At 68.9% G+C, this 24,936-nt stretch carries 21 protein-coding genes; 8 read left to right on the top strand and 13 right to left on the bottom strand.

Annotated elements, in window-relative coordinates; all coding sequences use genetic code 11:
* Positions 1-10: 10 nt before the first annotated feature.
* Positions 11-1,285, bottom strand: a complete 1,275-nt coding sequence (locus tag IEW34_RS18370) for an epoxide hydrolase family protein (RefSeq protein ID WP_188610662.1) — start codon at positions 1,283-1,285, stop codon at positions 11-13.
* A 180-nt stretch (positions 1,286-1,465) separates the two neighbouring features.
* Between IEW34_RS18370 and IEW34_RS18365 the strand changes: the two genes are divergently transcribed.
* Positions 1,466-4,318 carry an ATP-binding protein gene (locus IEW34_RS18365; RefSeq protein ID WP_188610661.1) on the top strand — a complete coding sequence of 951 codons (2,853 nt, stop codon included), beginning with the start codon at positions 1,466-1,468 and terminating at the stop codon, positions 4,316-4,318.
* A gap of 118 nt (positions 4,319-4,436) precedes the next feature.
* On the opposite strand, the gene IEW34_RS18360 is transcribed toward IEW34_RS18365, so the two are convergent.
* Both IEW34_RS18360 and IEW34_RS18355 read right to left on the bottom strand, forming a co-directional pair.
* The gene (locus IEW34_RS18360; protein WP_188610660.1) at positions 4,437-5,093 is read right to left on the bottom strand and encodes a uracil-DNA glycosylase family protein; all 657 of its coding nucleotides are present in this window, start codon (positions 5,091-5,093) and stop codon (positions 4,437-4,439) included.
* Positions 5,080-6,297, bottom strand: a complete 1,218-nt coding sequence (locus IEW34_RS18355; RefSeq protein ID WP_188610659.1) for an adenylate/guanylate cyclase domain-containing protein — start codon at positions 6,295-6,297, stop codon at positions 5,080-5,082. The genes IEW34_RS18360 and IEW34_RS18355 overlap by 14 nt, the downstream gene beginning before the upstream one ends.
* A 345-nt stretch (positions 6,298-6,642) precedes the next feature.
* On the opposite strand from IEW34_RS18355, the gene IEW34_RS18350 reads away from it, so the two are divergent.
* Positions 6,643-7,416 (top strand): SDR family oxidoreductase, encoded by a 774-nt coding sequence (locus IEW34_RS18350; protein WP_188610658.1) that lies wholly within the window; start codon positions 6,643-6,645, stop codon positions 7,414-7,416.
* Between the two features lie 27 nt (positions 7,417-7,443).
* Here IEW34_RS18350 and IEW34_RS18345 read toward each other — a convergent pair whose 3' ends face one another.
* The 3 genes from IEW34_RS18345 to IEW34_RS18335 form a co-directional block, all read right to left on the bottom strand.
* Entirely contained in the window at positions 7,444-7,902 is a 459-nt protein-coding gene (locus tag IEW34_RS18345; protein ID WP_188610657.1) for a PPC domain-containing DNA-binding protein, read from the bottom strand.
* A gap of 11 nt (positions 7,903-7,913) precedes the next feature.
* Positions 7,914-8,705: an SDR family NAD(P)-dependent oxidoreductase gene (locus IEW34_RS18340; protein ID WP_188610656.1), complete on the bottom strand. Its 792-nt coding sequence runs from the start codon at positions 8,703-8,705 to the stop codon at positions 7,914-7,916.
* A gap of 118 nt (positions 8,706-8,823) precedes the next feature.
* Complete coding sequence (locus IEW34_RS18335; RefSeq protein ID WP_188610655.1) at positions 8,824-9,327, bottom strand: peptide deformylase; 504 nt, start codon at positions 9,325-9,327, stop codon at positions 8,824-8,826.
* 308 nt (positions 9,328-9,635) lie between these two features.
* Here IEW34_RS18335 and IEW34_RS18330 point away from each other — a divergent pair, with 308 nt between their 5' ends.
* Both IEW34_RS18330 and IEW34_RS18325 read left to right on the top strand, forming a co-directional pair.
* Positions 9,636-10,418, top strand: a complete 783-nt coding sequence (locus tag IEW34_RS18330) for an NYN domain-containing protein (protein WP_188610654.1) — start codon at positions 9,636-9,638, stop codon at positions 10,416-10,418.
* A 671-nt stretch (positions 10,419-11,089) separates the two neighbouring features.
* Positions 11,090-11,521 (top strand): DUF6841 family protein, encoded by a 432-nt coding sequence (locus tag IEW34_RS18325; RefSeq protein ID WP_188610653.1) that lies wholly within the window; start codon positions 11,090-11,092, stop codon positions 11,519-11,521.
* Positions 11,522-11,605: 84 nt separating this feature from the next.
* Here IEW34_RS18325 and IEW34_RS18320 read toward each other — a convergent pair whose 3' ends face one another.
* Both IEW34_RS18320 and ftsH read right to left on the bottom strand, forming a co-directional pair.
* Positions 11,606-12,751, bottom strand: coding sequence for a S1C family serine protease (locus IEW34_RS18320; RefSeq protein WP_188610652.1), 1,146 nt, complete (start codon positions 12,749-12,751; stop codon positions 11,606-11,608).
* 172 nt (positions 12,752-12,923) lie between these two features.
* Complete coding sequence (gene ftsH / locus IEW34_RS18315; protein ID WP_188610651.1) at positions 12,924-14,750, bottom strand: ATP-dependent zinc metalloprotease FtsH; 1,827 nt, start codon at positions 14,748-14,750, stop codon at positions 12,924-12,926.
* Positions 14,751-15,010: 260 nt separating this feature from the next.
* Between ftsH and IEW34_RS18310 the strand changes: the two genes are divergently transcribed.
* On the top strand, positions 15,011-16,621 hold the full coding sequence (locus tag IEW34_RS18310) for an MDR family MFS transporter (RefSeq protein WP_188610650.1): 1,611 nt from the start codon (positions 15,011-15,013) through the stop codon (positions 16,619-16,621).
* An 85-nt stretch (positions 16,622-16,706) separates the two neighbouring features.
* Here the strand turns inward: IEW34_RS18310 and IEW34_RS18305 are convergent, their stop codons facing one another.
* Entirely contained in the window at positions 16,707-17,864 is a 1,158-nt protein-coding gene (locus IEW34_RS18305; RefSeq protein ID WP_188610649.1) for an acyl-CoA dehydrogenase family protein, read from the bottom strand.
* Between the two features lie 143 nt (positions 17,865-18,007).
* On the opposite strand from IEW34_RS18305, the gene IEW34_RS18300 reads away from it, so the two are divergent.
* Positions 18,008-18,700, top strand: coding sequence for a winged helix-turn-helix transcriptional regulator (locus IEW34_RS18300; RefSeq protein WP_188610648.1), 693 nt, complete (start codon positions 18,008-18,010; stop codon positions 18,698-18,700).
* A 34-nt stretch (positions 18,701-18,734) separates the two neighbouring features.
* Here the strand turns inward: IEW34_RS18300 and IEW34_RS18295 are convergent, their stop codons facing one another.
* Complete coding sequence (locus tag IEW34_RS18295; RefSeq protein WP_188610647.1) at positions 18,735-19,640, bottom strand: LysR family transcriptional regulator; 906 nt, start codon at positions 19,638-19,640, stop codon at positions 18,735-18,737.
* Between the two features lie 106 nt (positions 19,641-19,746).
* On the opposite strand from IEW34_RS18295, the gene IEW34_RS18290 reads away from it, so the two are divergent.
* Positions 19,747-20,787, top strand: coding sequence for a molybdopterin-dependent oxidoreductase (locus tag IEW34_RS18290; protein WP_188610646.1), 1,041 nt, complete (start codon positions 19,747-19,749; stop codon positions 20,785-20,787).
* Positions 20,788-20,951: 164 nt separating this feature from the next.
* Complete coding sequence (locus tag IEW34_RS18285; RefSeq protein WP_188610645.1) at positions 20,952-22,181, top strand: MFS transporter; 1,230 nt, start codon at positions 20,952-20,954, stop codon at positions 22,179-22,181.
* 39 nt (positions 22,182-22,220) lie between these two features.
* Here IEW34_RS18285 and IEW34_RS18280 read toward each other — a convergent pair whose 3' ends face one another.
* From IEW34_RS18280 to IEW34_RS18270, 3 genes are all read right to left on the bottom strand, one after another.
* Positions 22,221-22,823 carry a TetR/AcrR family transcriptional regulator gene (locus tag IEW34_RS18280; protein ID WP_188610644.1) on the bottom strand — a complete coding sequence of 201 codons (603 nt, stop codon included), beginning with the start codon at positions 22,821-22,823 and terminating at the stop codon, positions 22,221-22,223.
* Between the two features lie 113 nt (positions 22,824-22,936).
* Positions 22,937-24,019, bottom strand: a complete 1,083-nt coding sequence (locus tag IEW34_RS18275) for a phosphotransferase family protein (protein ID WP_188610643.1) — start codon at positions 24,017-24,019, stop codon at positions 22,937-22,939.
* A 67-nt stretch (positions 24,020-24,086) separates the two neighbouring features.
* Positions 24,087-24,869, bottom strand: coding sequence for a GntR family transcriptional regulator (locus tag IEW34_RS18270; RefSeq protein WP_188610642.1), 783 nt, complete (start codon positions 24,867-24,869; stop codon positions 24,087-24,089).
* Positions 24,870-24,936: the final 67 nt, after the last annotated feature.

The raw sequence follows: 24,936 nt of genomic DNA, 5'->3' as shown, positions 1-24,936 counted from the left end.
GCGGCCGGCGTCAGCGCAGCGTCCTGAAGGCGGCCCGGACCTCGCGGGTGAAGAGGTCCGGTTGTTCCCACGCCGCGAAGTGGCCGCCGTTGTCGGCCTCGTTGAAGTAGACCAGGTTGTGATAGCAGCGCTCGGCCCAGCTGCGCGGCGCCCGATAGATCTCTCCGGGAAACACGGTCACCGCCACCGGCATCGTCGCGATGTCGACGGCGTTGAAGTTGTTGGAATGATCTTCCCAGTAGATCCGCGCCGCCGAGGCGCCGGTGCCGGTCAGCCAGTACAGCGAGATGTCGTCGAGGATCTCGTCCCTGGTGAGCACCCGCTCCGGCTCGCCGCCGCTGTAGGTCCAGGCGGCGATCTTCTCGTAGGTCCAGGCCGCCAGGCCGACCGGCGAGTCCACCAGCCCGTAGCCGATGGTCTGGGGCCGCGTGACCATCATGCTCGCATAGCCGGAGCTGTCCTTGTAGAAGGTGTCGAGCGCAGCGAAGGCGGCTCGCTCCGGCTCGGTCAGATGGCTGGGCGGGGCGCCGCCGGCGGCGAGCACCGCGGCGATGTCCTTCGGCACGGTGGCGGGCATATTGAGGTGGATGCCCACGAGCCCGGGCACATTCTGGAGCGCCATGCGCTGCGAGATGACCGAGCCGCAATCGCCGCCCTGCGATACGTAGCGCGTGTAGCCCAGCCGCTGCATGAGCGCGGCCCAGGCTCGCCCGATGTGGTCTGAGCCCCAACCGGCCTGTGCCGGCCGCGCCGAGAAGCCGAAGGCGGGAATGGAGGGCACGACCAGGTGGAACGCGTCAGCCGCCGCGCCGCCGTGGGCCGTGGGATCGGTGAGCGGGCCGATGACCTTGAGGAACTCCAGGATCGAGCCCGGCCAGCCGTGGGTCATGATCAGCGGCAGCGCGTTTCGATGGGGCGAGCGCACGTGGATGAAGTGGATGTCGAGGCCGTCGATCTCGGTGACGAACATGGGCAAGGCGTTAAGCCTCGCCTCGACCTTGCGCCAGTCGTAGTCGGTCATCCAGTAGCGCGTGAGATCCTGGAGGGCGGCTAGGCGCACGCCCTGGGACCCGTCGCCGACGGTCTCTCGATCGGGCCAGCGCGTCGCCGCCAGGCGGCGGCGGAGATCGACGATGGCGTCGTCCGGAATGGCGATACGGTAGGGGCGGATCGCGTCCCCGACGGCCGGCGCGCCCGCCCGTGCGGCGCCCATTCCGAGGGCCCCCGCAGCCGCCGCTCCGGCAAGAAGGTGACGTCGCGTCAGTGCAGGCGAGCGTGCGGACATGATCTTGATCTCCGTCCAGGCAGGGGGACGTCCTGCCGCTCGACAGATAGAGGGAGGTCGCCCGCAGCGCCCGTTATGCGTTATGAGGCGGTGTTAGCGCTTGCCAGTCGCGGCCGGGGAAGGGGGCCGGTTCCTCGCTCCGGCCGCGTGACCAGCGAGCGGGACGCTGCGACGAGGCCGATGGTTCAGAGCTCCGACACCGACATCGTCTCCTTCGGCCCCTTCACCTTTGCGCCTGGCGAACGTCTGCTGCTACGCGACGGGGTTGCCGTGGAGCTGGGCGCGCGCGCCTTCGATATCCTGGTCGCCTTGGCCGCCCGCCCCAACGCGGTCGTGAGCAAGAAGGAGCTGTTGGCGCAGGTCTGGCCGGACGTGGCCGTCGAAGAGGGCAGCCTGCGCTTTCACATGGCCAACTTGCGCAAGGCGCTGGGCGACGGACAGGACGGCGCACGCTACATCGCCACCTTGACCGGCCGCGGCTACAGCCTGGTCGCGCCGGTCTCGCGGGCGGAGAGCCACGTCGACGGCCTCAAGGAGATGGCGGTCCGTTATCCGCAGGCCAATCTGCCGAGCCGCCTCGCCCGCATGGTGGGACGGGCCGACGACGTGGCCGCGCTCCGCGGCCAACTGGCCACCTCACGCTTCGTCACGGTGGTCGGCACGGGCGGAGTGGGCAAGACCACGGTCGCGGTGGCCGTGGGGCATGAACTCGTCGATGCGTTCGCCGGTGCGGTGAATTTCGTCGATCTCGGGGCGCTGACCGATCCTCGCCTCGTCGCCACCACCGTGGCCTCCACGCTGGGACTGTCGGTGCAGCCCGAGCAGGCCATGCCGGCGTTGCTCGGCTATCTGGCGGAGCGGCGGTTCCTGTTGATCCTCGACACTTGCGAGCATGTCATCGACGCGGCGGCGGACCTGGCAGCCCGCATTTTCGCCACCGCGCCCCGGGGCCGTCTCCTGGCGACGAGCCGGGAGGCGCTGCACGTGGAGGGCGAGCACGTCCATAAGCTGACGCCGCTGCGATGCCCGCCCGATGATCCGGCCCTCACCGCCGCAGCCGCGCAGGCCTTTCCCGCGGCGCGGTTGTTCGTGGAGCGGGCGACGGCGGCCGGCATGAGCCTCGCGCTCGACGATGCCGATGCCGCGGTCGTGACCGGCATCTGCCGCAAGCTCGACGGCATGCCACTGGCGATCGAGCTGGCGGCCGGACGCGTGGTGAGCTTTGGCCTGCGGCAGACGGCGGCGCTGTTGGACCAGCGGTTGGCGCTGCTGTGGCCGGGGCAGCGGAGTGCGCCGCCGCGCCAGAAGACGCTCCAGGCCACGCTGGACTGGAGCTATGAGCTGCTGTCGCCGTTCGAGCGGCTGGTGCTGCGCCGGCTCGCCGTGTTCGTGGGGCATTTCTCCATCGATGCCGTGTTGGCGGTCGTGACGAGCGGCGCGGTCGACGAGACGATGGTGTTCGGCGCCATCGACAGCCTCGTGGCCAAGTCCATGGTGGCGACGAGCCCCGCCGGTGCGATGATGCGCTACGGGCTGCTCGATACGACGCGGGCCTATGCCCGCCAGCTCAATGGCGACGATCCCGAGCTCCCGCACGTCGCCGCGCGGCACGCGACCTACTATCTGGGATGGCTCGAGGCGGTCGGGGCCGAGTGGCCGAGCCTGTCGAGCGCGACGCAGCGCGCGCAGCACCTTGCCAATCTGGCCAACGTGCGTTCGGCGCTGCTGTGGTGCCTCGAAGCCGGCGGCCATACCGAGGTCGGCATCCGGCTGGCCGCTGCGGCCGCGCCGGTCTTTCTGTCGATGTCCCTGCTGACGGAATGTCATCGCTGGGCCGACCAGGCGCTTCGGGCTTTGCCGGCAGGGGCCCGCGGTGGCCGCGAGGAGATGCACCTTCAGGCGGCCCTGGGGGTATCGCTGATGTTCACGCGCGGCGGCAGGGACGCCGCCGGTGCGGCATTGCGCAGAGGCTTTGCCATCGCCGAGGCGCAGGGCGACGCCCTCGACCGGCTTCACGTGCTCGGGCCGCTGCAGATGTTCCATCTTCGCGTCGGTGAGTTCAGAACGGCGCTGCACTATGCCGAGCGCTGCGCCGCGACCGCGGCCACCCTCGAGGATACGTCGTCGACGACATTGGCGCACGCGCTGATGGGGATCTCGCTTCATCTGGGCGGCGATCTCGGGCGCGCCCAGGCGGCGCTCGACGCAGCGGTGTGGTCGGGGCCGCGGTCCGATCGCAGCACGACGAGCTACCTGGGCTTCGACGGCCGCGTCCTGGCGGCCGCGATTCTGGCGCGCACGCTCTGGCTGCGCGGCTATCCGGATCAGGCGGTAAAGCGTGCGGTGCTGACCACCGAGGAGGCCGAGGCTGTCGCCCATCCCCTGACGCTGTCGATCGCGCTGGTCTGGGCGGTGTCGGTGCTCCTCTGGGTGGGCGATCTCGAGAGGGCGCAGGCCTCGATCGATCGCCTGTTCGCGCGGGCGGAGCTGCACTCGCTCGGACCCTATCTGGCAGTGGGACGTGGTTTCCAGGGGGAGCTCGCCATTCGCCGCGGCGCCGCCGATGGCGGGGTCGCGGACCTGAAGGCCGGCCTCGCCGAGCTGCACGCGGCTCCTTACGAACTGCTCACCACGCCGCTGCGCATCTCGCTGCTCCAGGGGCTCATCGCCACGGGACGGCTCGATGAGGCTGCGGCGCTGAGCGCCGAGGCGACCCAATCGGTCGAGGCGAGCGGCGATCTCTGCTACCTGCCCGAGCTGTTGCGCATCGAGGGCACGCTCGCCCTCGCCCGGTTGCGACCGGCGACCGAGACGGCCGAGATGTGGCTCATGCGGTCGCTGGAGCTCAGCCGCCGGCAGGGCGCGCGAGGCTGGGCGCTACGCGCCGCCATCGACCTGGCCCGCCTGTGGGCCGCGCGCGGCGAAGCTGCCCGCGCCCAGGCGCTGCTCGCGCCGCTGTACATGGGCTTCGCCGAGGGCGCCGCGAGCGCCGATCTGAAGACCGCCGCGAGTCTGCTGGCGCAACTGGGCTGAGCAGGCCTCGGCCGCGTGTCCCAAGCCCTGCGAGAGCATGGCCTGGGGCATCCGTGCGGTGGCGCGAGGGACACCGAGCGAGGCGTCGTGCCGATAAGCTCGGCCCGGGGGTGCCCCGTCATGCCACCAGCTGCGCCACGTCGGCCCGCAGCACCGGCAACAGGTCCATCTCGAACCACGGGTTGCGCTTCAGCCAGCCGCTGTTGCGCCACGACGGGTGCGGCAGCGCCAGCAGCCGCGGGCGGGAGCTCGCTCCGTAGATCTCGCGCCACCGCCCGACGGTTCCGGTCACGCCGCCCACCGTCGCGGTCCGCGCCAGATGCCAACGCTGGGCGTACTGGCCGATGAGCAGCATCAGCTCGATGTTGGGCAGGCGCGCCATCACGCGGGCGCGCCAGACATCTGCGCACTCGCGCCGGGGCGGCAGGTCGCCGCCCAGGGCGTCGTGGCCGGGAAAGCAGAAGCCCATGGGCACGATGGCAATCTTGCGCGGATCGTAGAAGGTCGCCTCGTCGAGCTGAAGCCAGGCGCGCAGACGCACGCCGGACGGGTCGGTGTAGGGCCGGCCGGAGGCGTGGGCGCGGGTGCCCGGTGCCTGGCCGGCGATGCAGATGCGGGCCTCGGCCGAAGCCTGGATCACCGGCCGCGGCACATGCGGCAGAGGGCCGCCGGAGCGGGGGGCGTCGCGGCAGATGCGGCAGCGGCGAAGCTCGTCGAGTAGGGCGGGGAGGGGCTCGTGCAGGCCGCCGCCCGGCACCTGGCTAGATCGGGGCATCGGCGGGGTCGGCCACGGTCCAGAGCCGCTGGGGGCCACCGACGCCGCGCAGCGGGAAGGCGCCGAGCTCGACGAGCGGGCCGGCGCAGCGCTGGGCAAAGCTGTCGGAGAGCAGCAGGTTGCGACCGATCTCGTCGCACAGCTTCTCCATGCGGCTCGCCTCGTTGACGGCCCGGCCGATGGCGGTGAAATCGAGCCGGTCGGTGATGCCGACATTGCCGTAGACCACGTCGCCGTAGTGCAGGGCGAGATCGGCCGCCAGGGCGGGCTCTCCGGCAGCGCTCCGCGCGAGCACCAGCGCCCGGTTGCGCGCCAGCCCGGCTTGCGCCGCCGCCAGGGCGCGATCGCAGACCCCACACGGGCGCGCCAGCGGGTCCTCGACCGGGAACACGGCCATGAAGCCGTCGCCGGTGAACTTGAGGATTTCGCCGCCGGCCTGCTCAACCGGTTCGCCGAGGGCCTCCAGGTGCTGGTCGAGCCACCCGACGACCCGGAGCGGATCCTCGTGATCGGCGAGCAAGGTGAAGGCCCTGAGGTCGGCCACGAGAATGGCGGCCGAGATCACCTCGCCTTCGCCGCGCCGAATCCGCCCGTCGAGGATACGGCTGGCGGTTCGCGGCCCGACGTAGGCGCCGAGCACCTCCTTCAAGGTCGCGCTCAGACAGAAACGGTACGACACCAGCGCCACCGAGGGGAGCAGCGCCTCGACCGTGGCCAGATCGTGCTCAGTGAAGCCGCCCGGCCGATCGGTCGCGAAGCTCACGGCGGCCCCGAGGATGGCGATGTCCGGCGCGAAGGCAACGATCCTGAGCAGGTAGTCGGTTGCGCCCTCGCGGCGCATGTCGGCCAGCACCGGGAACTCGTTGCAGCCTTCCCCGTTGCCGATGCGCCAGCGGCCGGTCTGTTGTTCCGCTGCGATCAGCGCGTGGATCGGGCTGCGGAGGAACTCGGCTTCACCGTCGCCACGGCTGACCTCCACGACCTGAACCTCGCCGTCGCGCCGCCAGCTGAGGCTTATGCTCGCGAGGGACGGATGCAGGGTCGGCATGCCGATGCTCAGGCGCATGACCGGCATGCCGGCGGCGTTCAGGGCACGGCCGAGGATGCCGAGCAAGTCGTCGCCATCGGCTGCTGCGAGACCCTTCCGAAGGATCGGGTTCACGAAGCCGGCGAAATCGAATGGCGGACTGTTGGTGTGGGACATCGTGAGGTTGGATATAGCATTCCTGTGTGCTCACATGGCACCGCGCCGACGGAACTTCAAATTCGCTAGGAGCGTGCCGATCGGAGCGATGCTCGCATGCGCGCCGGTCGGGCTGCGAGTTGCCGGCGGCTTCCCGGTGCGCGACGCGCCGCCAAGGACCGCACGAGGCGCGCCGCCTGATGAGGAAGCCGCAGGTGCCCGCGCTTCGGGCAGGGCTTCGGCTCGGTTGCGACCGCCCTGCGACTGACGCCGGTCACCGCTGCGCCGGCCCGCAGATGACCGCGCCCCTCCCACGGGGCAGGATCACCGCGGCGAAGTCGGCCGAAGGGCAGGGGAGGACGGTCAATGGATTTGCATCTGCGCGGCAAGCGCGTGCTGATTACCGGCGCATCGAAGGGGATCGGCGCCGCTGCCGCCGAGGCATTCGCCGAAGAGGGCTGCCACCTGCGGCTGGTCGCGCGCAACGCCGAGGCGCTCGCGGCCGTGGCGGACCGACTCGCGGCGGCACACGGCGTTGCGGTCGACGTCCATGCGGCCGACCTCAGGCAGCCTTCCGACGTGGCCCGTGTCGCCGCGGCGGCGGCCGATTGCGACATCCTGGTCAACAATGCGGGCGATATCCCGGGCGGCTCCCTCGACAAGATCGACGAGGCGACCTGGCGTCACGCATGGGAGCTCAAGGTCTTCGGTTTCATCAACCTGACCCGCCTCGTCTATGCACAGATGAAGGCGCGTGGCGGCGGCGTCATCATCAACGACATCGGCGCGGCCGGTGAGCGCTTCGATGCCAACTACATCGCGGGCAGTGCCGGCAATGCGGCCCTCATGGCGTTCACGCGGGCGCTCGGCAGCCGCAGCCTCGCCGATCACATCCGCGTCGTAGGTCTCAACCCCGGGCCGGTCGAGACCGATCGCATCATCAGCTTGATGAAGACCTATGCGCTGGACCGCTTCGGCGACGAAAGCCGCTATCCCGAGCTGATGGCGAATTTCCCGCTCGGACGCGCCGCCAAGCCGCGCGAGATCGCCGATATGATGGCCTTCCTGGCCTCGAAGCGGTCCGGCTACACCACCGGCGTCATCGTCACCATCGACGGCGGCCGCAGCGCCGGCGCGTGAGGGGTGGAGGCCGCTTGCGCTGCGTCGTCAGCCCGGACGATGCTCGGGTAGCTGGAGCACGTTCGCGCCGACGGCGGCGTCGGTCGCCCTTTCGAGGCGCTGGTCGTGCACGATCACCGTGATCTCCAGCGAGCCGGTGCCGACCTTGAGGCCGAGCAGGTGGCCACCCACGGCCGCGAAATCCTTGCGTCCCGCCACGCCATGGGCATGGATCGACGGCCGTCCGTCCTTCCAGGCGAGGCTGCCGGTCATGCTGGCGAGCTCCACGTCGTGAAAGGTCCGCGGCTGGTACTGCCGGCTCTCGGCATCGAAGAATCCGAACGTCACTTCACCGGCGAACCCGAAGCCCATGAAGCTCGCCGCGGGGATGGCGTGGTCGCTCGTCAGGCGCTCCAGCGCGGCGAAGGCGTCGTCGCCCTGGCGCAGCACCAGGAGGAAGCCGGTCGGTGTCGAAACGAAACGGGGGATGTCGGTGGTCGCGGCCATGTAAGGTGTCCTCAAACGATCGTCGGCGTGATGCCGCCGTCGACGCGCAGCGCCGCGCCATTGGTGGCCGCCGCGAGCGGGCTCGCCACGTAAGCGACGAGATTGGCGACCTCCTGCGGCTCGATCATGCGCTGGATGAGCGACGTCGGCCGCTCGTTGGCGAAGAACTCGCGCTCGATCTCGCCGGATGATGCGCCCGGATCGCTGGCGACGCTCTTCAGGAAGTCGACGATGCCTTCCGAGCGGGTCGTGCCCGGCAGCACGGCGTTGACCGTAACCCGCGTTCCCTTGGTCAGGCCGGCGAGGCCCCGCGAAATGGCGAGCTGGGCGGTCTTGGTCATGCCGTAGTGGATCATGTCGGGCGGGATGACGAGCGCCGAGTCGCTGGCGATAAAGATGATCCGCCCCCAGTTCCGCTCCAGCATGCCCGGCAGATAATGCCGAGCGAGCCTTGCGCCGCTGAGCACGTTGACTTCGAAGAAGCGCCGCCAGTCGTCATCGGTGATGGCCGAGAAGGCTTTGGACTCGTAGATTCCGAGGTTGTTGACCAGGATATCGACGCTGGCCGCTGCCTCCACCAGGGCTTCGGCGCCCGCCACGGTTGCCGGATCAGCCTCGATGCCGCCGATGCTGTCGCCGCCGCTTGACCTGATATCGACGATGGCGCGGTCGAGCTTGGCAGCGTCACGGCCGCAGATGATCGTGTCCGCACCCTCCTGCGCCAGCTTGCGGGCGATTTCCAGGCCTATGCCGGCGGTCGAGCCGGTGATGAGAGCACGCCTGCCTGTCAGCTCCAGATCCATCGTATCGGCTCCAACTGCGCGGTGAGGCGACCCGTGTCAGGGTCGAGCATAGCAGGGGCTGCGCCGGGCGTCGCAGCCGCCGCACAGGGAACTCGGCGATCCCGCCCTTGTTTCGCGACTACGAGACACCCCGCCGCTGCTTCTCGTAGCGCTTGATCGCGCGCTCCCGTTTCAGCCGCGACAGTCGATCGATCCAGAAGATGCCGTCCAACTGATCGCTCTCGTGCTGGTGGCAGACGGCGAGCAGGCCGTCCGCCTCCTCGATCTGCTCGGTGCCGCTCAGGTCCTGGTAGCGCACGTGCACCCGGGCGTGTCGCTCGATCTCCTCCGCCACGCCGGGCATGGAGATGCTGCCCTCCCGGTGGCGGATCCGCTCCTCCGACGTCCAGACGATCCGCGGATTGACGTAGACCCGGGCGGCCGCGCCCGCATCCAGCTGGAGCACCACGAGCCGCTGCAGGATGCCGACATGGGGCGCCGTGATGCCGATGCCCGGCGCCGCTCGCAGCGTGTCGAGAAGATCGGCCGCCAGGCTGCGAAGCGCTTCGTCGAAGCTGCCCACGGGCTCAGCCGCCTGGCGAAGACGCGGGTCGGGAAATCTTACGATCGGTCGGACCGTCACGGGCTCTCTCTGCGTTGCGGGGCCGTCGGGCGAAGAGCCTCAGTATCGACGATGACATCCGTTGTCAGGTGGCAGGAGGCCTCCAACGGGTCGATTCCGCCCGTGGCATGTGATCGACGTCGCCGACAGCTGCCGCGTCCCGAACCGTGATATGCTGAACGACGAAGAGCCGGCACGAGGCAGGCGATCGAAGTTGTCAGCGCTATCGTCCGTTAGAAAAATTGTGGTATTGGCGCGAGACTATTTGGTATTACGATGTTGTTCGCCTGGTCTCGCTTGTAAAAAATCTGTTAATGGAGGTATGAAACATGGCGGATGATCGGCTGCCGCGGTTTGCTGTTCTCATCGATGCCGACAACACGTCGCCGCGTATCGTCGCCGGGCTCTTCGAGGAGATCGCCAAGTTCGGGGAGGCGAGCGTGCGGCGGATCTATGGTGATTTCTCGGGCCAGCGCCTCAAGTCGTGGGCGGATATCCTCCCGCGCTATGCGATCGACCCCTACCAGCAGTTCGCCTACACCACGGGGAAGAACGCCTCCGACATCGCTCTGGTGATCGATGCCATGGACCTGCTGCACAGCGGCCGCTTCAACGGCTTCTGTCTCGTGTCGTCCGACAGCGACTTTACGCGTCTGGCCTCCCGCCTTCGCGAAGAGGGGGCCGACGTCTACGGATTCGGCGAGCGCAAGACCCCGGAGAGCTTCCGGCAGGCATGTCGCCGGTTCATCTACACGGAGAACCTCTTGCCCGAGGCCCTGGCTTCGGCATCCGACGAAGGGTCGCCGGTCAAGGCTCTGCAGGCTCCGGGCACGGCTGTTCCCGTATTGAACAAGGCCATCGCCGAGATGGAGACGGAGGACGGTTGGGTGAGCCTGCGTGCCGTCGGACAGCGCCTCGCCAACATCGCCTCCGATTTCGATCCTCGCACCTATGGCTATCGAAAGCTCAGCGACCTGGTCCGCAACACGGAAGCCTTCGACGTGGACCAGGAGGGGCGTGCGATGCGGATCAGAGCAAGGCCGGTGCAGCCATCTTCGACTGCTAAGCCAACAACCGGCACGCGGCGCTCGCGCAAGAGGAAGTCTGCCTAGCGAAACGTCCTCGCGCACACCGCACACCGCACATTGCGATCGTCCGCCATCGCGCTGAACGCATGCGGGCCCCGGTGCATGACAGCATCGCGGGGCCCTGAGCTTCGTCTTGCGAAGCGCTCTGGTATGCGCCAGGTGTCGAGACTTGGTAACGCTTGGGATAGGCGTGTCAGCCTCGCAACTCAGTTCGATTGTCGGACGGCACAATGACGGCTAACAACTGCGGCTGGCCGTGACCTGCGCCGCGGCCTTGCGCTTGGGCAAGGCCATTGTGTTGTGCTTGGGGTGCCTACTCCTCACCAACAGTGAGCCGGCGGACACCAAGTCCGCGCCTGCTGCTGGCTGCGCCGATCACATGATCAGGAGCCATGTCCTGCAAAGCCTGAGATCGACTCACGACCTTTATCAGGGGCAGCATCGAAATGCTCTGCCAGACGCGCGTATGAGTCAAGTTCGCCGTCCGATGCGTCGGTCCACTGGACGGAGGGCCTCCCGCGCGATCCGGTGAAGTTCAAGCCTGGGCTGCCCGCTGTTGTGAGGAGGGCGGGGATCGACGGCAATTCGGCGGCGAGCTGGCCGGGGAACCCAAGAGTCGGTCGGCCATTTGAATAGAGCCGCCGATCCGTTGACCGGCGTACGCTGCGGCGGCGAAGGCCAGACAGGAATGTGCCATGCGCGAAGTCGTGACCGAGCTGTTTGAACGATATGAGCGGGAGTTCAACGCCGCTCTGGCCGGCGAGCCGGACCTGGAAGCAATCAGCCGTCTCTACGACGACGTTTTCATTGCGGCGACGCCCGCCGGAGTCATGACAGGCCAGAACGACGAAGAACTGAAGAAAGTCATGACAGCCGGCTTCTCACATTATCGCGATATCGGCACGCAAAGAATGGAAGTCCGAAAAATTCGGGTTGAGCCGATTGACGAGCTTCACGCGATCGCTCGCGTCGACTGGCGAGCCGTCTACATTGTCGGCGGTGGGGAGAAGGTGATTGATTTTACGAACGCCTATCTCGCACGTTTGAAAGGTGATCGAGCGACCGTGTTCGGTTGGATCACCGGCGATGAGGATGCTGAGCTCCGGAGGCACGGTGTAATCGAGTGATCTGAGTTCCCGACGACAGAATGAGCCTCCGCTTTCAGGGGATTCGACGCCCCGCGGCAGATGCTTGCGGCGTGGCGGGCGAGCTCAGCGCCCGCCTGCGCCGCGGCCGCTCGCGCCGAGGACGATTGTCTCGTGCAGGCGCGTGCCGTTGCGCAGCAGGGTCAGCTTGGCCTGCACGCCGGCTTCCAGCCGGTCCAGGGCGCGCGTCAGGTCGGCGGGCGTCCGCAGCGTCTGGCCGTCGATCGCGACCAACACGTCGCCGACCTGGAAGCCGCCGTCCCGTGACAGCCGCGCTGGCCGCAGGCCGGCGCGCTCCGCGGCCGATCCCGGTTCGACGTCCAAAACGAACACCCCTTCGGTGCCCAGCCGCTCGGACAGGGCGGCGTTGATCTCCGGCTCAATTCTGACGCCGAGGCTGGCGCCCACGTAGCGGCCGGTGGCGATGAGGCGTGGCACGACGCGGTTCACCTCGTCCACCGGCACGGCGAAGCCGATGCCCGCCGAGGCACCCGACGGGCTGTAGATGGCGGTGTTGACGCCGATGAGGCGGCCGGCCGAGTCGAGCAGGGGGCCGCCGGAGTTGCCGGGATTGATGGCCGCATCCGTCTGGATCAGCCCCGTCAGCGTGCGGCCGCTCTCCTCCGGCAGACTGCGGTTCAGTGCCGAGATGATGCCCGTCGTGAGCGTACGGTCGAGGCCGAACGGATTGCCGATGGCGAACACCTTCTGGCCGACCTTGAGGTCGCTGCTGGTGCCGATCGGCAGTGGCGGCGGCCGGTCGACGCCGACGCCGATGCGCAGCACGGCAAGGTCGTGCTCGCTGCTGCCGCCCACCAGCCCCGCGCGGAACGAGCGTCCGTCGGCAAGGCTCACCAGCGCCTCCGTGGCGCCCTCGATGACGTGATAGTTGGTCACGACATGCCCGAGGTCGTCCCAGATGAAGCCGGATCCGGTGCCCGCCCGCTCCCGCAACGGGTTGCCGGTCCAAGGGTTCACGCCCCGCTGCACGGTCGTGATGAACACCACGGAGCCGCTGCGGCTCTCGAACAGGGCAACCGTGCTCTTTTCGTCCTCGGCCAGGTCGCCGCGCGCCGTCACCTGGCGGGGCTGCGCCCGCCAACCCAGCAGTTCGGACTGGATGAGCGGGATGGATTGCCAGGCCGCGATGAGCAGCAGCAGCGCCAGCGTGACGGCGACGAGCCGGCCGAGAAAGGTGGAGAAGAAGCTCATCGGTAGTGGCCCGCTTCGCGCCAGCCCGCCGGGGCGAGCCGCCGGGCGGCCCGCTTCTCCTGCTCCCGGGCGCGGCCCGCCAGGCATGGGCCTGCTGCGTGCGCGCAGGATGGGCCGCAGCATCGACGGACACAGGTCCTGGTGGTCACCATCGCTTCCTCTCGTGCCGCGTTCACGCGACCGGCGCGGCCACGCCGATCAACGCGCCGATCTCCTGTTCGTCAAGGGTCTCCTTTTCCAACAGTCGTCGCGCCGAGCGCTCCAGCGCGTCGCGCCGGGCTGCGAGCAGCGCCACCGTCCGTGTGAACGTCTCGTCGACGATGCGGCGGACCTCCTCGTCCACGGCCGCAGCGGTTTCGTCGGAATACGAGCGCTCCTGCGGCCCGTAGTAGGGTTGGTCGGTGGCGAGAAGGGATCGGCGGTCCTTCTCCAGCGCCACGTGGCCCAGCTTCTCGGTCATGCCGTATCGGGTCACGATGGCGCGGGCGATGTCGGTCACCTTGGCCAGATCGTCGGCGGCCCCGGTGGAGAGATGACGGAAAACGATCCATTCCGCCGCCCGGCCGCCGAGCAGGACCGCCATCTTGTTCTCCAGCTCCTCGCGCGTCATCAGGAAGCGGTCCTCGATCGGGCGCTGGATGGTGTAGCCGAGCGCGCCGACGCCGCGTGGGATGATCGAGACCTTGTGCACGGGATCGACGCCCGGCAGCGCCATGGCGGCCAGCGCGTGGCCCATCTCGTGGTAGGCGACGATCTCGCGCTCCTTGGCGTTGAGCAGGCGATTGCGTTTCTCGAGGCCGGCGACGATCCGCTCGACGGCGTTGTTGAAGTCGTCCATCGTCACCGCATCGGCCTTGCGCCGGGTGGCGAGCAGCGTTGCCTCGTTGACCAGATTGGCGAGATCCGCGCCCGTGAAGCCGGGCGTCAGGGCCGCGATCTGCTCGGCCGACACATCCGGAGCCAGCTTCGCCTTCCTCAGATGCACGGCGAGGATCTGCACGCGGCCGACCTTGTCGGGCCTGTCGACCAGCACCTGGCGGTCGAAACGGCCGGCGCGCAGCAGCGCCGGATCGAGAATCTCGGGCCGATTGGTCGCCGCCAGCAGGACGAGGCCGGTGGAGGAATCGAAGCCGTCGAGCTCGACCAGGAGCTGGTTCAGCGTCTGCTCCTTCTCGTCGTGGCCCCCGGCCATCGGACCGATGCCGCGTGCCCGGCCGAGTGCGTCGAGCTCGTCGATGAAGATGATGGCGGGTGCCCTGGCGCGGGCCTGCTCGAACAGGTCGCGCACGCGCGCCGCGCCGACGCCGACGAACATCTCCACGAACTCCGAGCCGGAGATCGAGAAGAACGGGACACGGGCTTCGCCCGCGACGGCCTTGGCCAGCAGCGTCTTGCCGGTGCCGGGTGGGCCCACCAGCAGGACCCCTTTGGGCATGCGCCCGCCCAGACGGCCATAGCCCGTCGGATCCCTCAGAAAATCAACGATCTCCTTGAGCTCGTCCTTGGCCTCGTCGACGCCGGCCACGTCCGCGAAGGTCACGCCGGTATCGGACTCGACATAGACCTTCGCCTTGGACTTGCCGATCTGCATCAGTCCGCCGCCAAGCGAGCCGCCCATGCGCCGGAGCACGAAGATCCAGATGCCGGCGAACAGCGCGACCGGCACGATCCAGGAGAGCAGATCCCTCAGCAGGGTGCTCTCGATCTGCCCGGTCACGACTACGCCGCGTTCCTGAAGCTGCCGGGCCAGATCCGGCTCGACGCGCGTGGTGACGAACCGCGGCTTGCCGTCGACCGGCTCCTTGAACCGACCCTGGATGAAGCGGTCCGAGACCGCCACCTCGGCGATCTTGCCCTCCGACAAATACGTCTCGAAGCGGCTGTAGGGGATCTGCGCAACCTGTGTCGTCGTCGCAAAGAGATACTGGAACAGCAGCAGGCCGATGAAGGCGGCGATCCAGTACCAGGTGTTGAACGTCGTCTTGCGGTTGGGGCCCATGCGGCGTGTCCTGCGGCCGGCGGCGTCGCCTGTCGAAGAATATAGGGACGTCGGGGCCAGCCGGGTGGCTGCGAGGCATCAACAGGTCGTCAGTGCGCGGATGGGCCGGAGGAGGGCGGAGCCGTAACCCCTCGGTGCCACGGCGGTCGATCTTCAAGTCCTGCCGGATAATCCTTCCCGCTTCTGCTCGATTATCGTCGAGCGGGTGGCAGCCCATCTTCCGGCCGGCTGCGGGCCCGCAGCCGGCCGGAGGAGCACCCATGACCAGCCCGAGCGCCGCCGGCACGATGCCCACCTCGCCGGCCGGCCCGCAGCCGGCGACCGCCCCTCTCAGCGGGTTGACCATGTGGGTCGCCGTGATCGGCTCGACGCTGGGCGCCTTCATGGCGGTGCTGAACATCCAGATCGTCAACGCCTCGCTGGCCGACATTCAGGGTGCCATCGGCGCCGGCGTCGACGACGGCGGCTGGATCTCGACCTCGTATCTGATCGCCGAGATCGTCGTCATTCCACTCACTGGCTGGCTGGTCCAGGTGTTCTCGCTGCGGCGCTATCTGCTGGTCAACGCCGTCCTGTTCCTCTTCTTCTCGGTGGCCTGCGCCTTCGCCGCCAACCTGGAGCAGATGATCGTGCTGCGAGCGGTGCAGGGCTTCTGCGGCGGCGTGCTGATCCCGCTCGCGTTCACCATCACCCTGACATTCCTGCCCAAGGCCAAGCAGCCCATCGGCCTGGCGCTGTTCGCGCTGTCGGCCACCTTCGCGCCGGCCATCGGGCCGACCATCGGCGGCTATCTCACCGAGAACTGGGGCTGGCAGTACATCTTCTACGTCAATCTGGTGCCGGGCGCAGTGATGATCGCGATGCTCTGGATCTCGCTGGAGCGTTCGCCCATGCGCCTGGGCCTGCTTGCCCAGGGCGATTGGGCCGGCATCGCCACCATGGCCATCGGCCTGGCCGCCCTGCAGACGGTGCTGGAGGAGGGCAACAAGGACGACTGGTTCGGTTCACCCTTCATCGTGCGCCTGTCGGTGATCGCCGCGGTGGGGCTCACGCTCTTCATCTGGATCGAGCTCACCACCGCTCGTCCGCTCCTGAACCTCAGGCTGCTGCTGCGCCGCAACTTCGGCTTCGGCATCCTGGCCAATTGTCTGCTGGGCTTCGCCCTCTACGGCTCGGTGTTCATCCTGCCGCTCTACCTGGCCCGCATCCAGGGCTACAATTCCGAGCAGATCGGGATGGTGCTGGCCTGGACCGGCCTGCCGCAGCTGGTGCTGATCCCGCTGGTGCCGCGGCTGATGCAGCGCTTCGACGCGCGCTGGGTGATCGCGGTGGGCTTTGCCTTGTTTGCCGCCAGCAACTTCATGAACATCCACATGACCGCCGACTACGCCAGCGACCAGCTGTTCTGGCCCAACGTGGTTCGCGCGGTCGGGCAGGCGCTGGTGCTGGCGCCGCTCTCGGCCGTGGCCACGGCGGGCATCGAAAGGGAGAACGCCGGCTCCGCCTCCGCCCTGTTCAACATGATGCGCAACCTGGGCGGCGCCGTCGGCATCGCGGCCTTGCAGACGTTCCTCAACAAGCGCGAGCAGTACCACTCCAACATCCTGACCAACGCCGTGTCGCAGTTCGATGAGGCCACGCGCGAGCGGATCGCCAAGCTCACGGCCTATTTCCTGAACCACGGCGTTTCGGACCCGGCGTTGGCGACCCACAAGGCCATCGTTGCGATCGGCGCGCGCGTGCGGCAGCAAGCCAATGTCATGGCCTTCAGCGACACCTTCTATCTGCTCGGCGCCGCCCTCGTCGTCGCCCTCGCGGCCGTCCTGCTGCTGAAGAAGGCGGACGCCGCGGGCGGTGGCGGGGCCCATTGAAGGCGACGGCCGGGTCGGGTCCTTCGGGTGATCGGCGGGCGGGCAGATGCGCCCGCCGATCGCACCGAACGACGGAGTGCCGACGTCAATAGACGTTGGCGACCGGCAGGCCGAGCGCCATGGCGCCGGCATAATGGGCCTGCGGGCCCGCCTGCAGCGGATGGTAGCGGGCGCCCTGGATATCCCTGAAGTGGCGCTCGAGCCCGTGGCGGCGGTAGAAGCCCGCGCCGCCGGCCAGCTCCAGCGCCAGTTCGGTGGCGCTGATGGCGTGCCGCGCCACCAGCGCCCGCCCGATCATGATCTCGTTGACCGAGTCGGCCGAGGGGGCGTTGCGCTCCACGATCTCGATCATCCAGCGATGAGCCAGCTGCGCCGCCCTGAGCTCGGTGTCCATGCGTCCCGCGAGCTCCACGGCATAGGATGCGCCCCGCTTGCCCTTCGCCAGGCCGACGGCGATGTCACGGGCGCTCTCGGCGACGCCGAGGTAGGCCGCATAGATCAGCGGGAAGGCTGTCGTCGCGATGATTTGGAACAGGGGGTGCCACTCGCCGGCCTTCCGGGTCAGCGCCACCCCCGCGTCGGGAACCATCAGCCCCTCGATGATCACGTCGTGCGAGCCGGTGCCGCGCATGCCGAGCGTATGCCAGGTGTCGGTCACGGAGACCTCGGCCGCCTTCATGGGAGCGGCGAAGTGGATGACCGAGGTGCCGTCCTCGGTCAGTGCCGACGTCATCAGCAGATCTCCCGCTTCTGCGCCCGAGGTGAACACCTTGCGCGCCGAAATGCGGTAGCCGCCCTCCACCTTGGTCGCGGTCCCCGAGCCGCCGATCCAGTCGGAGCCGCCGCTGGACAGCAGGATGATCCGCTCTGCCGCGACCCGCTTGAGCAGCGGTTCGACGGCGGCGACGCGCTGGTGACGCCAGCGCCAGGCCGGGATGGCGACCTGGTGCGTGTGCATGGCGAAGGCGAGCGCCGTCGAGCCGCAGCCGTGGGCGAGCAGGCGCAGCATGCCGGCGAGCGCTTCGACATCGGCGCCGCCTCCGCCCAGCTCCATCGGGACGCCCGCTTCCACGAGCCCCGCGTCCTTGAGCAAGGTGTAGTTATCGGCCACGAAGGCGTCGCTCTCGTCGAAGGTGGCCGCGCGCGCCGCCAACTGGGGCGCGAGTTCGCCCGCGATGTCGATTACGCTCCGCGGCGGCGCCGACGCGGCCGGGTACGCTGCAAGATTCGATGTGCTGGTCATGGTGTTCCCCTCCTTGTATTCAAGGTAGGATGTAAGTTGGGCTTCAACATCGGCGCTGTCGAGTTCACAAACTGTACTGGCGGCAGTTCCTGCCACGACGATTTCGCCGTACAACTTGCGAGGCTTCGGGGAGTGACGCATCGATGGACGAGCGTGGCGGGTATGGACAGTTCTGTCCGGTGTCGATGGCGGCGGAGATCCTGTGCTCGCGCTGGACCCCTCTGATCATCCGCGAAATGCTGAGCGGCACGACACGCTTCAACGACCTGCGCCGGGGCGTGCCGCGGATGTCGCCCGCGCTGTTGTCGAAGCGGCTGAAGGATCTCGAGCGGGCCGGCATCGTCCAGGCCACGCGCGGCGATGGCTCCACGCCCGAGTACCGTCTCACGGACGCCGGCAATGATCTGCGGCCGATCGTTATGGGGATTGGGCTTTGGGGACAGCGATGGGTGGAATCGGAGCTGTCGCTGCGCAACCTCGACCCCTCCCTTCTCATGTGGGACATGCGGCGCAACCTCAATCCCGAGCCGCTGCCGGCCAAGCGCTGCACGATTCAGTTTCTGTACCCGGAATTGCCGCCGTCGCGGCAGAACTGGTGGCTGATCGTCGATGCAGGCTCCGTCGACCTGTGCTCGTTCGATCCGGGCTTCGACGTCGACCTGCTCGTGACCTGCCCGCTTCGAAGCATGACGGCGGTCTGGATGGGTCTGAGCGTCGTCCGCACCGAGATCGACGCCGGCCGGCTCGCGCTCGACGGAGATCCCAAGATCGCCCGTGCCATGCAGCAGTGGCTCGGCCTCAGCCCGTTCGCGGCGGAGCCGCGCCGGGTATCCTAGCCGTCCCAGACGCACGCGCGGAGCGCGCTGGACCTCAGAGCTGCTGCGTCGGCAAGCTGCGGCTCAGCCCCGCGGCCAGCATGTCGACGAACAGCCGCGTCTTGGCGGCGGGAAACCGGCTCGGCGGCAATACGGCATAGATCGGCAGCGGCGCGGCCTCGTAGGTTTCCAGCACCGCTTCCAGTATGCCGTCGTCGACGAGTTCGCGGATCTGCCAGAGAGGTGCGCGGGCGAGCCCCAGGCCTCGCCGGGCGGCGACCACGGCCGAGGCGACATTGTCGACGGTGAATCGACCGCGGACGCGCACGGCTCGTCGGCGGCCGCCGACGACGAACGGCCAAGTCTCTTCAGCCCCGCCGGCGCCGCGCACGATGCAGGGGTGCCGATCCAGATCCTCGGGCCGGGCCGGCCGGCCGTGTGCGGCCAGGTAGGGCGTGGCGCCGAAGACCACGACCCGCACCGCACCGAGATGGCGTGCCCTGAGCGAGGAGTCCGCCAGCTCTCTGATCCGCACCGCGATATCCAGACCCGCTGCGACCAGATCCGCGGGCTGGTCGGAGACGATGAGCTCGACGGCAACCTGTGGATGGCGCTCCATGAAATCGCAGGCTGCCGGGGCGACGAAGGCGGTCGCAAACGCCAATGGCGCGCTGACCCGCAGCAGCCCCGATGGCTCGATCCGGGCGCTCGCCGCGTCGACCTTCGCCTCGGCGATCTCCACCAGTGCCGGCTTGACCCGGTGATAAAGAGCGAGGCCCGCTTCCGTCGGCTGCGACCGGCGCGTCGTGCGCCGCACCAGCTCAACGCCGACGCTCTGCTCCAGCGCTGCCAGCGACCGGCTGACCGCTTGCAGTGAGCGCCCCAGGTAGCGTGCGGCACCGGTCTGGTTGCCGCTGTCGACGATGGCGACGAAGGCCTCAAGGTCGTCCATGCGGTCCATCGCAATTCTCCCGCGCCGCGGAAGAGTGTCTCAAGGATAGCCCCGATTGTCGCGATATTCCGGTCGCCATACGTCTTGCGGAACGGTGCGAACGTGGAGGCAAACGATGGCGATGGATCACCTGACCGGGCCCGGGCCCCGTCCCCCGCGAGCCCTCCTGGACCCTGCAGCGGGCGTGCGCGAGATCAAGCTGCGCCCGCATCAGATGGCGGAGCCGGTCACTCCCGCAGCCGACCTCTTCGTCCTTGCCCATTTCGGCGTCCCGCGCATCGATGCGGCGCGCTGGTCGCTGATCATCAACGGCCTCGTCGGGCGTGCGGTGAGCTTGGATTACGACGACCTGCTCCGCCGGCCTGCGACAACCGTCGAAGCGGTGCACCAATGCTGCGGCAGCCCGATCGAGCCGACCGTGCCGACCCGGCGGGTCGCCAACGTGTGCTGGCGCGGCGTTGATCTCGCCGCGCTGCTCGACGAGCTCGGTGTCGACCGCCGCGCGCGCTTCCTCTGGGCCTATGGCCTCGATGGCGGCGCTTTCGGCGGGGTCTCCTGCGACTGGTTCGTCAAGGACCTGCCGCTGGAGCGGCTGGCGGCGGGGGACGTTCTGCTCGCCTACGAGCTCAACGGCGCGCCGCTGCCGCCGGAGCACGGTTTCCCCGTCAGGCTCGTCGTGCCGGGCTTTTACGGGACCAACAGCGTGAAATGGCTCTGGCGGCTCCACCTCGCCGCGGACCGGGCCGAGAGCCCGTTCACGACGACCTTCTACAACGACCGCGCCGTTCCGGAGGCGATCGCGGCGGGCCAGCCGGCCCGGCGGCCGGTGTGGGCGATTGCCCCGGAAGCCGTCACCGTGTCGCCTGCTCCGAACGGCGAGGTTTCGGTGGGGGTGCCCTGCGCCATCTGGGGCTGGGCATGGTCGTGCCGGGGGGTGTCGGGGGTCGAGGTCAGCGTCGACGCGGGCGCCTCGTTTGCACGGGCGGTGCTTGAGCCGCGGCGGGAATGGGCCTGGCAACGGTTCTCGCTGACCTGGTGGCCGTCGACCCGTGGCGCCGTGCAGATCCAGGCGCGCGCCTTCGATGCCGACGGGACCAGCCAGCCGGCCGATGGCGCGCGCAACGCGGTCCACAGTGTCCTGGTCACCGTGACCTGAAGCCCCGCCCGTTGGGCGAGCTCGGATGTCCGGGGCAAATTTTACACAGATCTGTGCATTTTGGCTTGACAGGCGCCGGCGACGCACGGCCCACTCGGGGTGTGCCGTGCAACCGAGCATCCTCGATCAGCTTGGGCCACGGGCGGGAGCGGAGCCCTTCGCGCATGCTGCACGCCATTCGTCCCGTCATGCCGATCCTGATCGGCACGGCGTTGATGCTCAGCCTCAGCATGGGTCTGCGCCAGAGCCTGGGCATCTTCCTCCAGCCGCTGACCCGCGACGTTGCGATATCGGTCGCGGATTTCACCCTCGCCATCGCCGTCCAGAACCTGGCGTGGGGATTTTTGCAGCCCGTGGCCGGCGCCTGGGCCGTGCGCTTCGGTTTCCGGCCGGTCATGGTGGCGGGCGCCGTGCTCTACGTGCTCGGCCTGGCGCTGATGGCGACGGCGCAGGGGCTGTTCGCCGTCATGATGGGCGCGGGCGTGCTGATCGGCGCGTCGCTGGCCTGCACGGCTGCGGCGATCGCGCTCTCCGTCACCGCCCGCGCGGTGCCGCCGGCGATCCGCAGCACCATGCTCGGCGTCGTCTCCGCCGCCGGATCACTCGGTGCGTTGATGGCGGCGCCCCTCGGGCAGTTCCTGAGCCAGGACTTCGGCTGGCGGATCGGCGTCGCGAGCTTCGTCGTTCTGTCCCTCGTCATGCTGCCGGCAGCCTGGTACGCGGGCCGGGTCGACCGCATTCCGTTGCCGGCCCCGCCGCCTGGCGAGGGGCCCGACCGCTCGGTCCCGCAGGTGCTCGGGGCCGCTCTGGGCCACGCACCGTTCGTCGTCATGACCTGCGCCTATTTCGTCTGCGGCATGCAACTGGTGTTCATCACCACGCATCTGCCCTCCTACCTGGCGATCTGCGGCATGGACCCGATGCTGAGTGCGGAGACGCTCGGTGTCATCGGCGGCTTCAACGTGCTCGGCAGCCTGTTTTTCGGCTGGGCCGGGGGACGGTGGAACAAGCTGGCGCTGCTCGGCCTGATCTATGTCGGCCGCTCTCTGGTCCTCGGCTGGTATTTCATGGCGCCGCCATCGCCGGCGTCGACCTTGGTGTTCGGCGCGCTCATGGGCTTCCTGTGGCTCGGCGTCGGGCCGCTGGTGGCGGGCGCGGTGGTCGAGATGTTCGGCCTGAAGTGGCAGGCCATGATCAGCGGCCTGGCCTTCATGAGCCACCAGCTCGGCAGCTTCCTGGGGGCCTATGGCGGCGGCGTCATCTACGACCGCCTCGGTTCCTACGGCCTGGCGTGGCAGATCGGCGTCGCGGTGGGACTGACCGCGGGCGCCGTGCAGATCGTATTCGCCCTGTCCCGGCCGACCGCGCCGCCGCCTCGGCTCATGCCAGCGTGACAGCGCGGCGGCAGCCGCTCGAGCGCGCCGCGCACGAACTCAGACGCCGGTGCGCGGCTTGGCGGCCGCGACCTCGTCCAGGCGATCGGCCGGGACGCCCGCAGCTGCCAGCAGCGTACGGACGGCGGCGCAGGCGGCGTCCGCCACGGAGGGGTCGCGGCGCACCAGCGCCGCCGCGATGGCGCCGTCCAGCAGCAGCATGAGCTGCATGGCGAGCCCGTCCGCATCGCGTGCCTCGGCCAGCACGAGCAGGTCGCGAAACCAGAGGCGCCGCTGCTCCTTGAATGCGACGGCGAGCGCGCGGGCCGCGGGATTGTCGTCGCCGACCTCGGCCACGGCGTTGACGAAGGGGCAGCCGCGGAAGCCCTCCTGCGCGAAGACCCGGCTCATCAGCTTGAACAGCCGCAGCACCTCGCCGGCCGGATCGCCCGAGGCGGGGCGTGGCGGCTGCATACGCCCTTGCAGATAGGCGACGATGAGCTCGTCCTTGGAGGGAAAATGGTTGTAGAGAGTGCGCTTGCTGATGCCGGCACCGGCGGCGATCGTGTCGACGCCGACGGCGCGGATGCCCTGGCCGTAGAAGAGCCGGTCGGCGGCCGCCAGGATCCGCTGTCGCGTGGCCGAGGTATCGCGCGGCTTCATCGATCACACCGACGGGCTGAACGGGGTCGGCTTAGTTAGTTGCACAACTCGGTTTACCAGGTCCAGCGCGGTGGGACGCGGCGGTGACGGGGTGATCGGAGCGAGGTGGCCGCTCAGGGCCGGGCCGTGCCCGAGGCCTCCAAAGCGTCGACCAGCGCCCAGCCGTAGTCGGCGACGCGCACCGCTTGCGAGCCCACCTCCTGTGCCTTGTCGCTGGCGGCGGTGCCGTCCATCGCGCGCCGCAGAATGCCTTGCAGGATTGCGGCGATGCGGAAGATGCAGAAGATCACGTAGTAGTCGAGGTGCTCGATGCGGTCGCGGCCGCTGGCCTTGCAATAGGCGGCGACGTATTGGGCTTCGGTGGGAATGCCGGTGCCCTCGAAATCGATATCCGCCATACCCAGCAGCAGCCCGCGCGGCATGCGCCAGGGCAGCAGGTGATAGGCGAAATCGGCGAGCGGATCGCCGAGCGTGGCGAGCTCCCAGTCGAGCACGGCGGCCACCTGCGGCCTGTCGGGCGCGATCATGATGTTGTTGATGTTGTAATCGCCATGCACCAGGCAGGCTCCCTGCTGGGGCGGGACACGTTCCGGCAGCCAGTCGGCCAGGCGGTCCAGCGCCGGGATCAGGCAGGTGCCGGCGCTACGGTATTGCTTGGTCCAGCGGGCAATCTGGCGCTCCAGATAGTTGCCGCTGCGGCCGAAGGCGGCCAGACCGATGCGGGCGGGGTCGATGCGGTGCAACGTCGCCAGCGTGCCGTTGATCGAGGCATAGATCGATGCCCGATCGCGCGGCACGAGATCCGGCAATTCCGGATCCCAGAAGATGCGGCCGTCCACGTGGTCCATGACATAGAAGGCGGTACCGATGATGCCGTCGTCGAGGCAGAGCGCCCTGGCGTGGGCGACGGGAACCGGCGTGTCCCGCAGGGCCGTCAGAACCGCGAACTCCCGGTCCACCGCATGGGCGCCGGGCAGCAGGCGGCCGGGTGGCTTGCGCCGAAGAACATAGCGGGCCCGAGGGGTGTTGACGCCGTAGGTGGGGTTGGATTGCCCGCCCTTGAAGCGCATCACCTCGATGGGGCCTCCGAAGCCGTCGATGTGGGCGGCGAGCCAGGCCGTCAGGCGCTGGGTGTCGAACCGCTCGTGCACGTCCAGGGGCACGGACCTGCTGAAGGCCTCTGCCTCGTCGGCCATTCTCACCGGGCTCTCCTCCCTTGTCGTTGTCGGCGCCACATGGGTGGAGCCGCCAGGCAGGCGCCGCCTAGACCGAGACGGCGCCAGCCCGCGCCGGCGTTTCCCCGGGCGGCACCTCGGCCGCATCGTCGGCGGCGAAAGCCTCGTTCGGCAGGTCCTTGAAGACGCGGACGGCGTTGCGCACATGACGCCGGCCGGCGAGTTCGGCTTCGGCCGCGTTGCCGCGGCCGATGGCGCCGGCCAAGCGCTCGTAGTCGTCGAGCTTGCGCACCTCGGCCCTGCCGAGCAGGCTGCGGAACTGGACGCGCAGCAGGTGCAGGTTGAGCACCTTGAGCAGCCGCTCCAGTTCGTGGTTGCCGCCCAGCCGCACGACCCTCCGGTGGAAGTCGTTGCGAGCCTGCATCACGGCGAAGGGCTCGTTGCCCTGGCTCGCCTTGACCAGGCGGTCAAGCGCCTTGCCGACGGGCCCGGCGGACGCACCGGCCTTCACCGCGAGCGCGGCCTTGCGGGCGGCAAGCCCGGTAAGCAGCTCGACGATATCGAGCACGTCGTGCACCTCGCGCCGGCTCAACGCCCGCACGTAGGCGCCCCGGTGTAGCGTGAGGGTGACGAGGCCCTCCGCCGACAGGCGCCGCAGCGCTTCCCGGACCGAGCCACGGCTGACCTTGTGCTCGCGCATCAGGTCGGGCTCCACCAGCCGCTGGCCCGGTACGTATCTGCCCGAGATCAGCCCGCGCGTGATGCAATCGACCACATGGTCGGGCGAACTCAGGCGCAGCGCCGATGCGCTGTCGCCCGCTCCGTCGTCGGCCGTCGCCGGCGGCTCCGTCTTGCGTGCTCTCGAATTCAAGGCCTCATCCCGCCTTCGGCTTGGGCTTTGCCGGCCCGCGCCCGGACTCACCTGGCCGCCCTGCGAC

It is taken from the genome of Chelatococcus reniformis (assembly GCF_014640075.1).
GTDB classification, from domain to species: domain Bacteria; phylum Pseudomonadota; class Alphaproteobacteria; order Rhizobiales; family Beijerinckiaceae; genus Camelimonas; species Camelimonas reniformis.
This window is presented reverse-complemented; position numbering and strand designations above follow the sequence as displayed.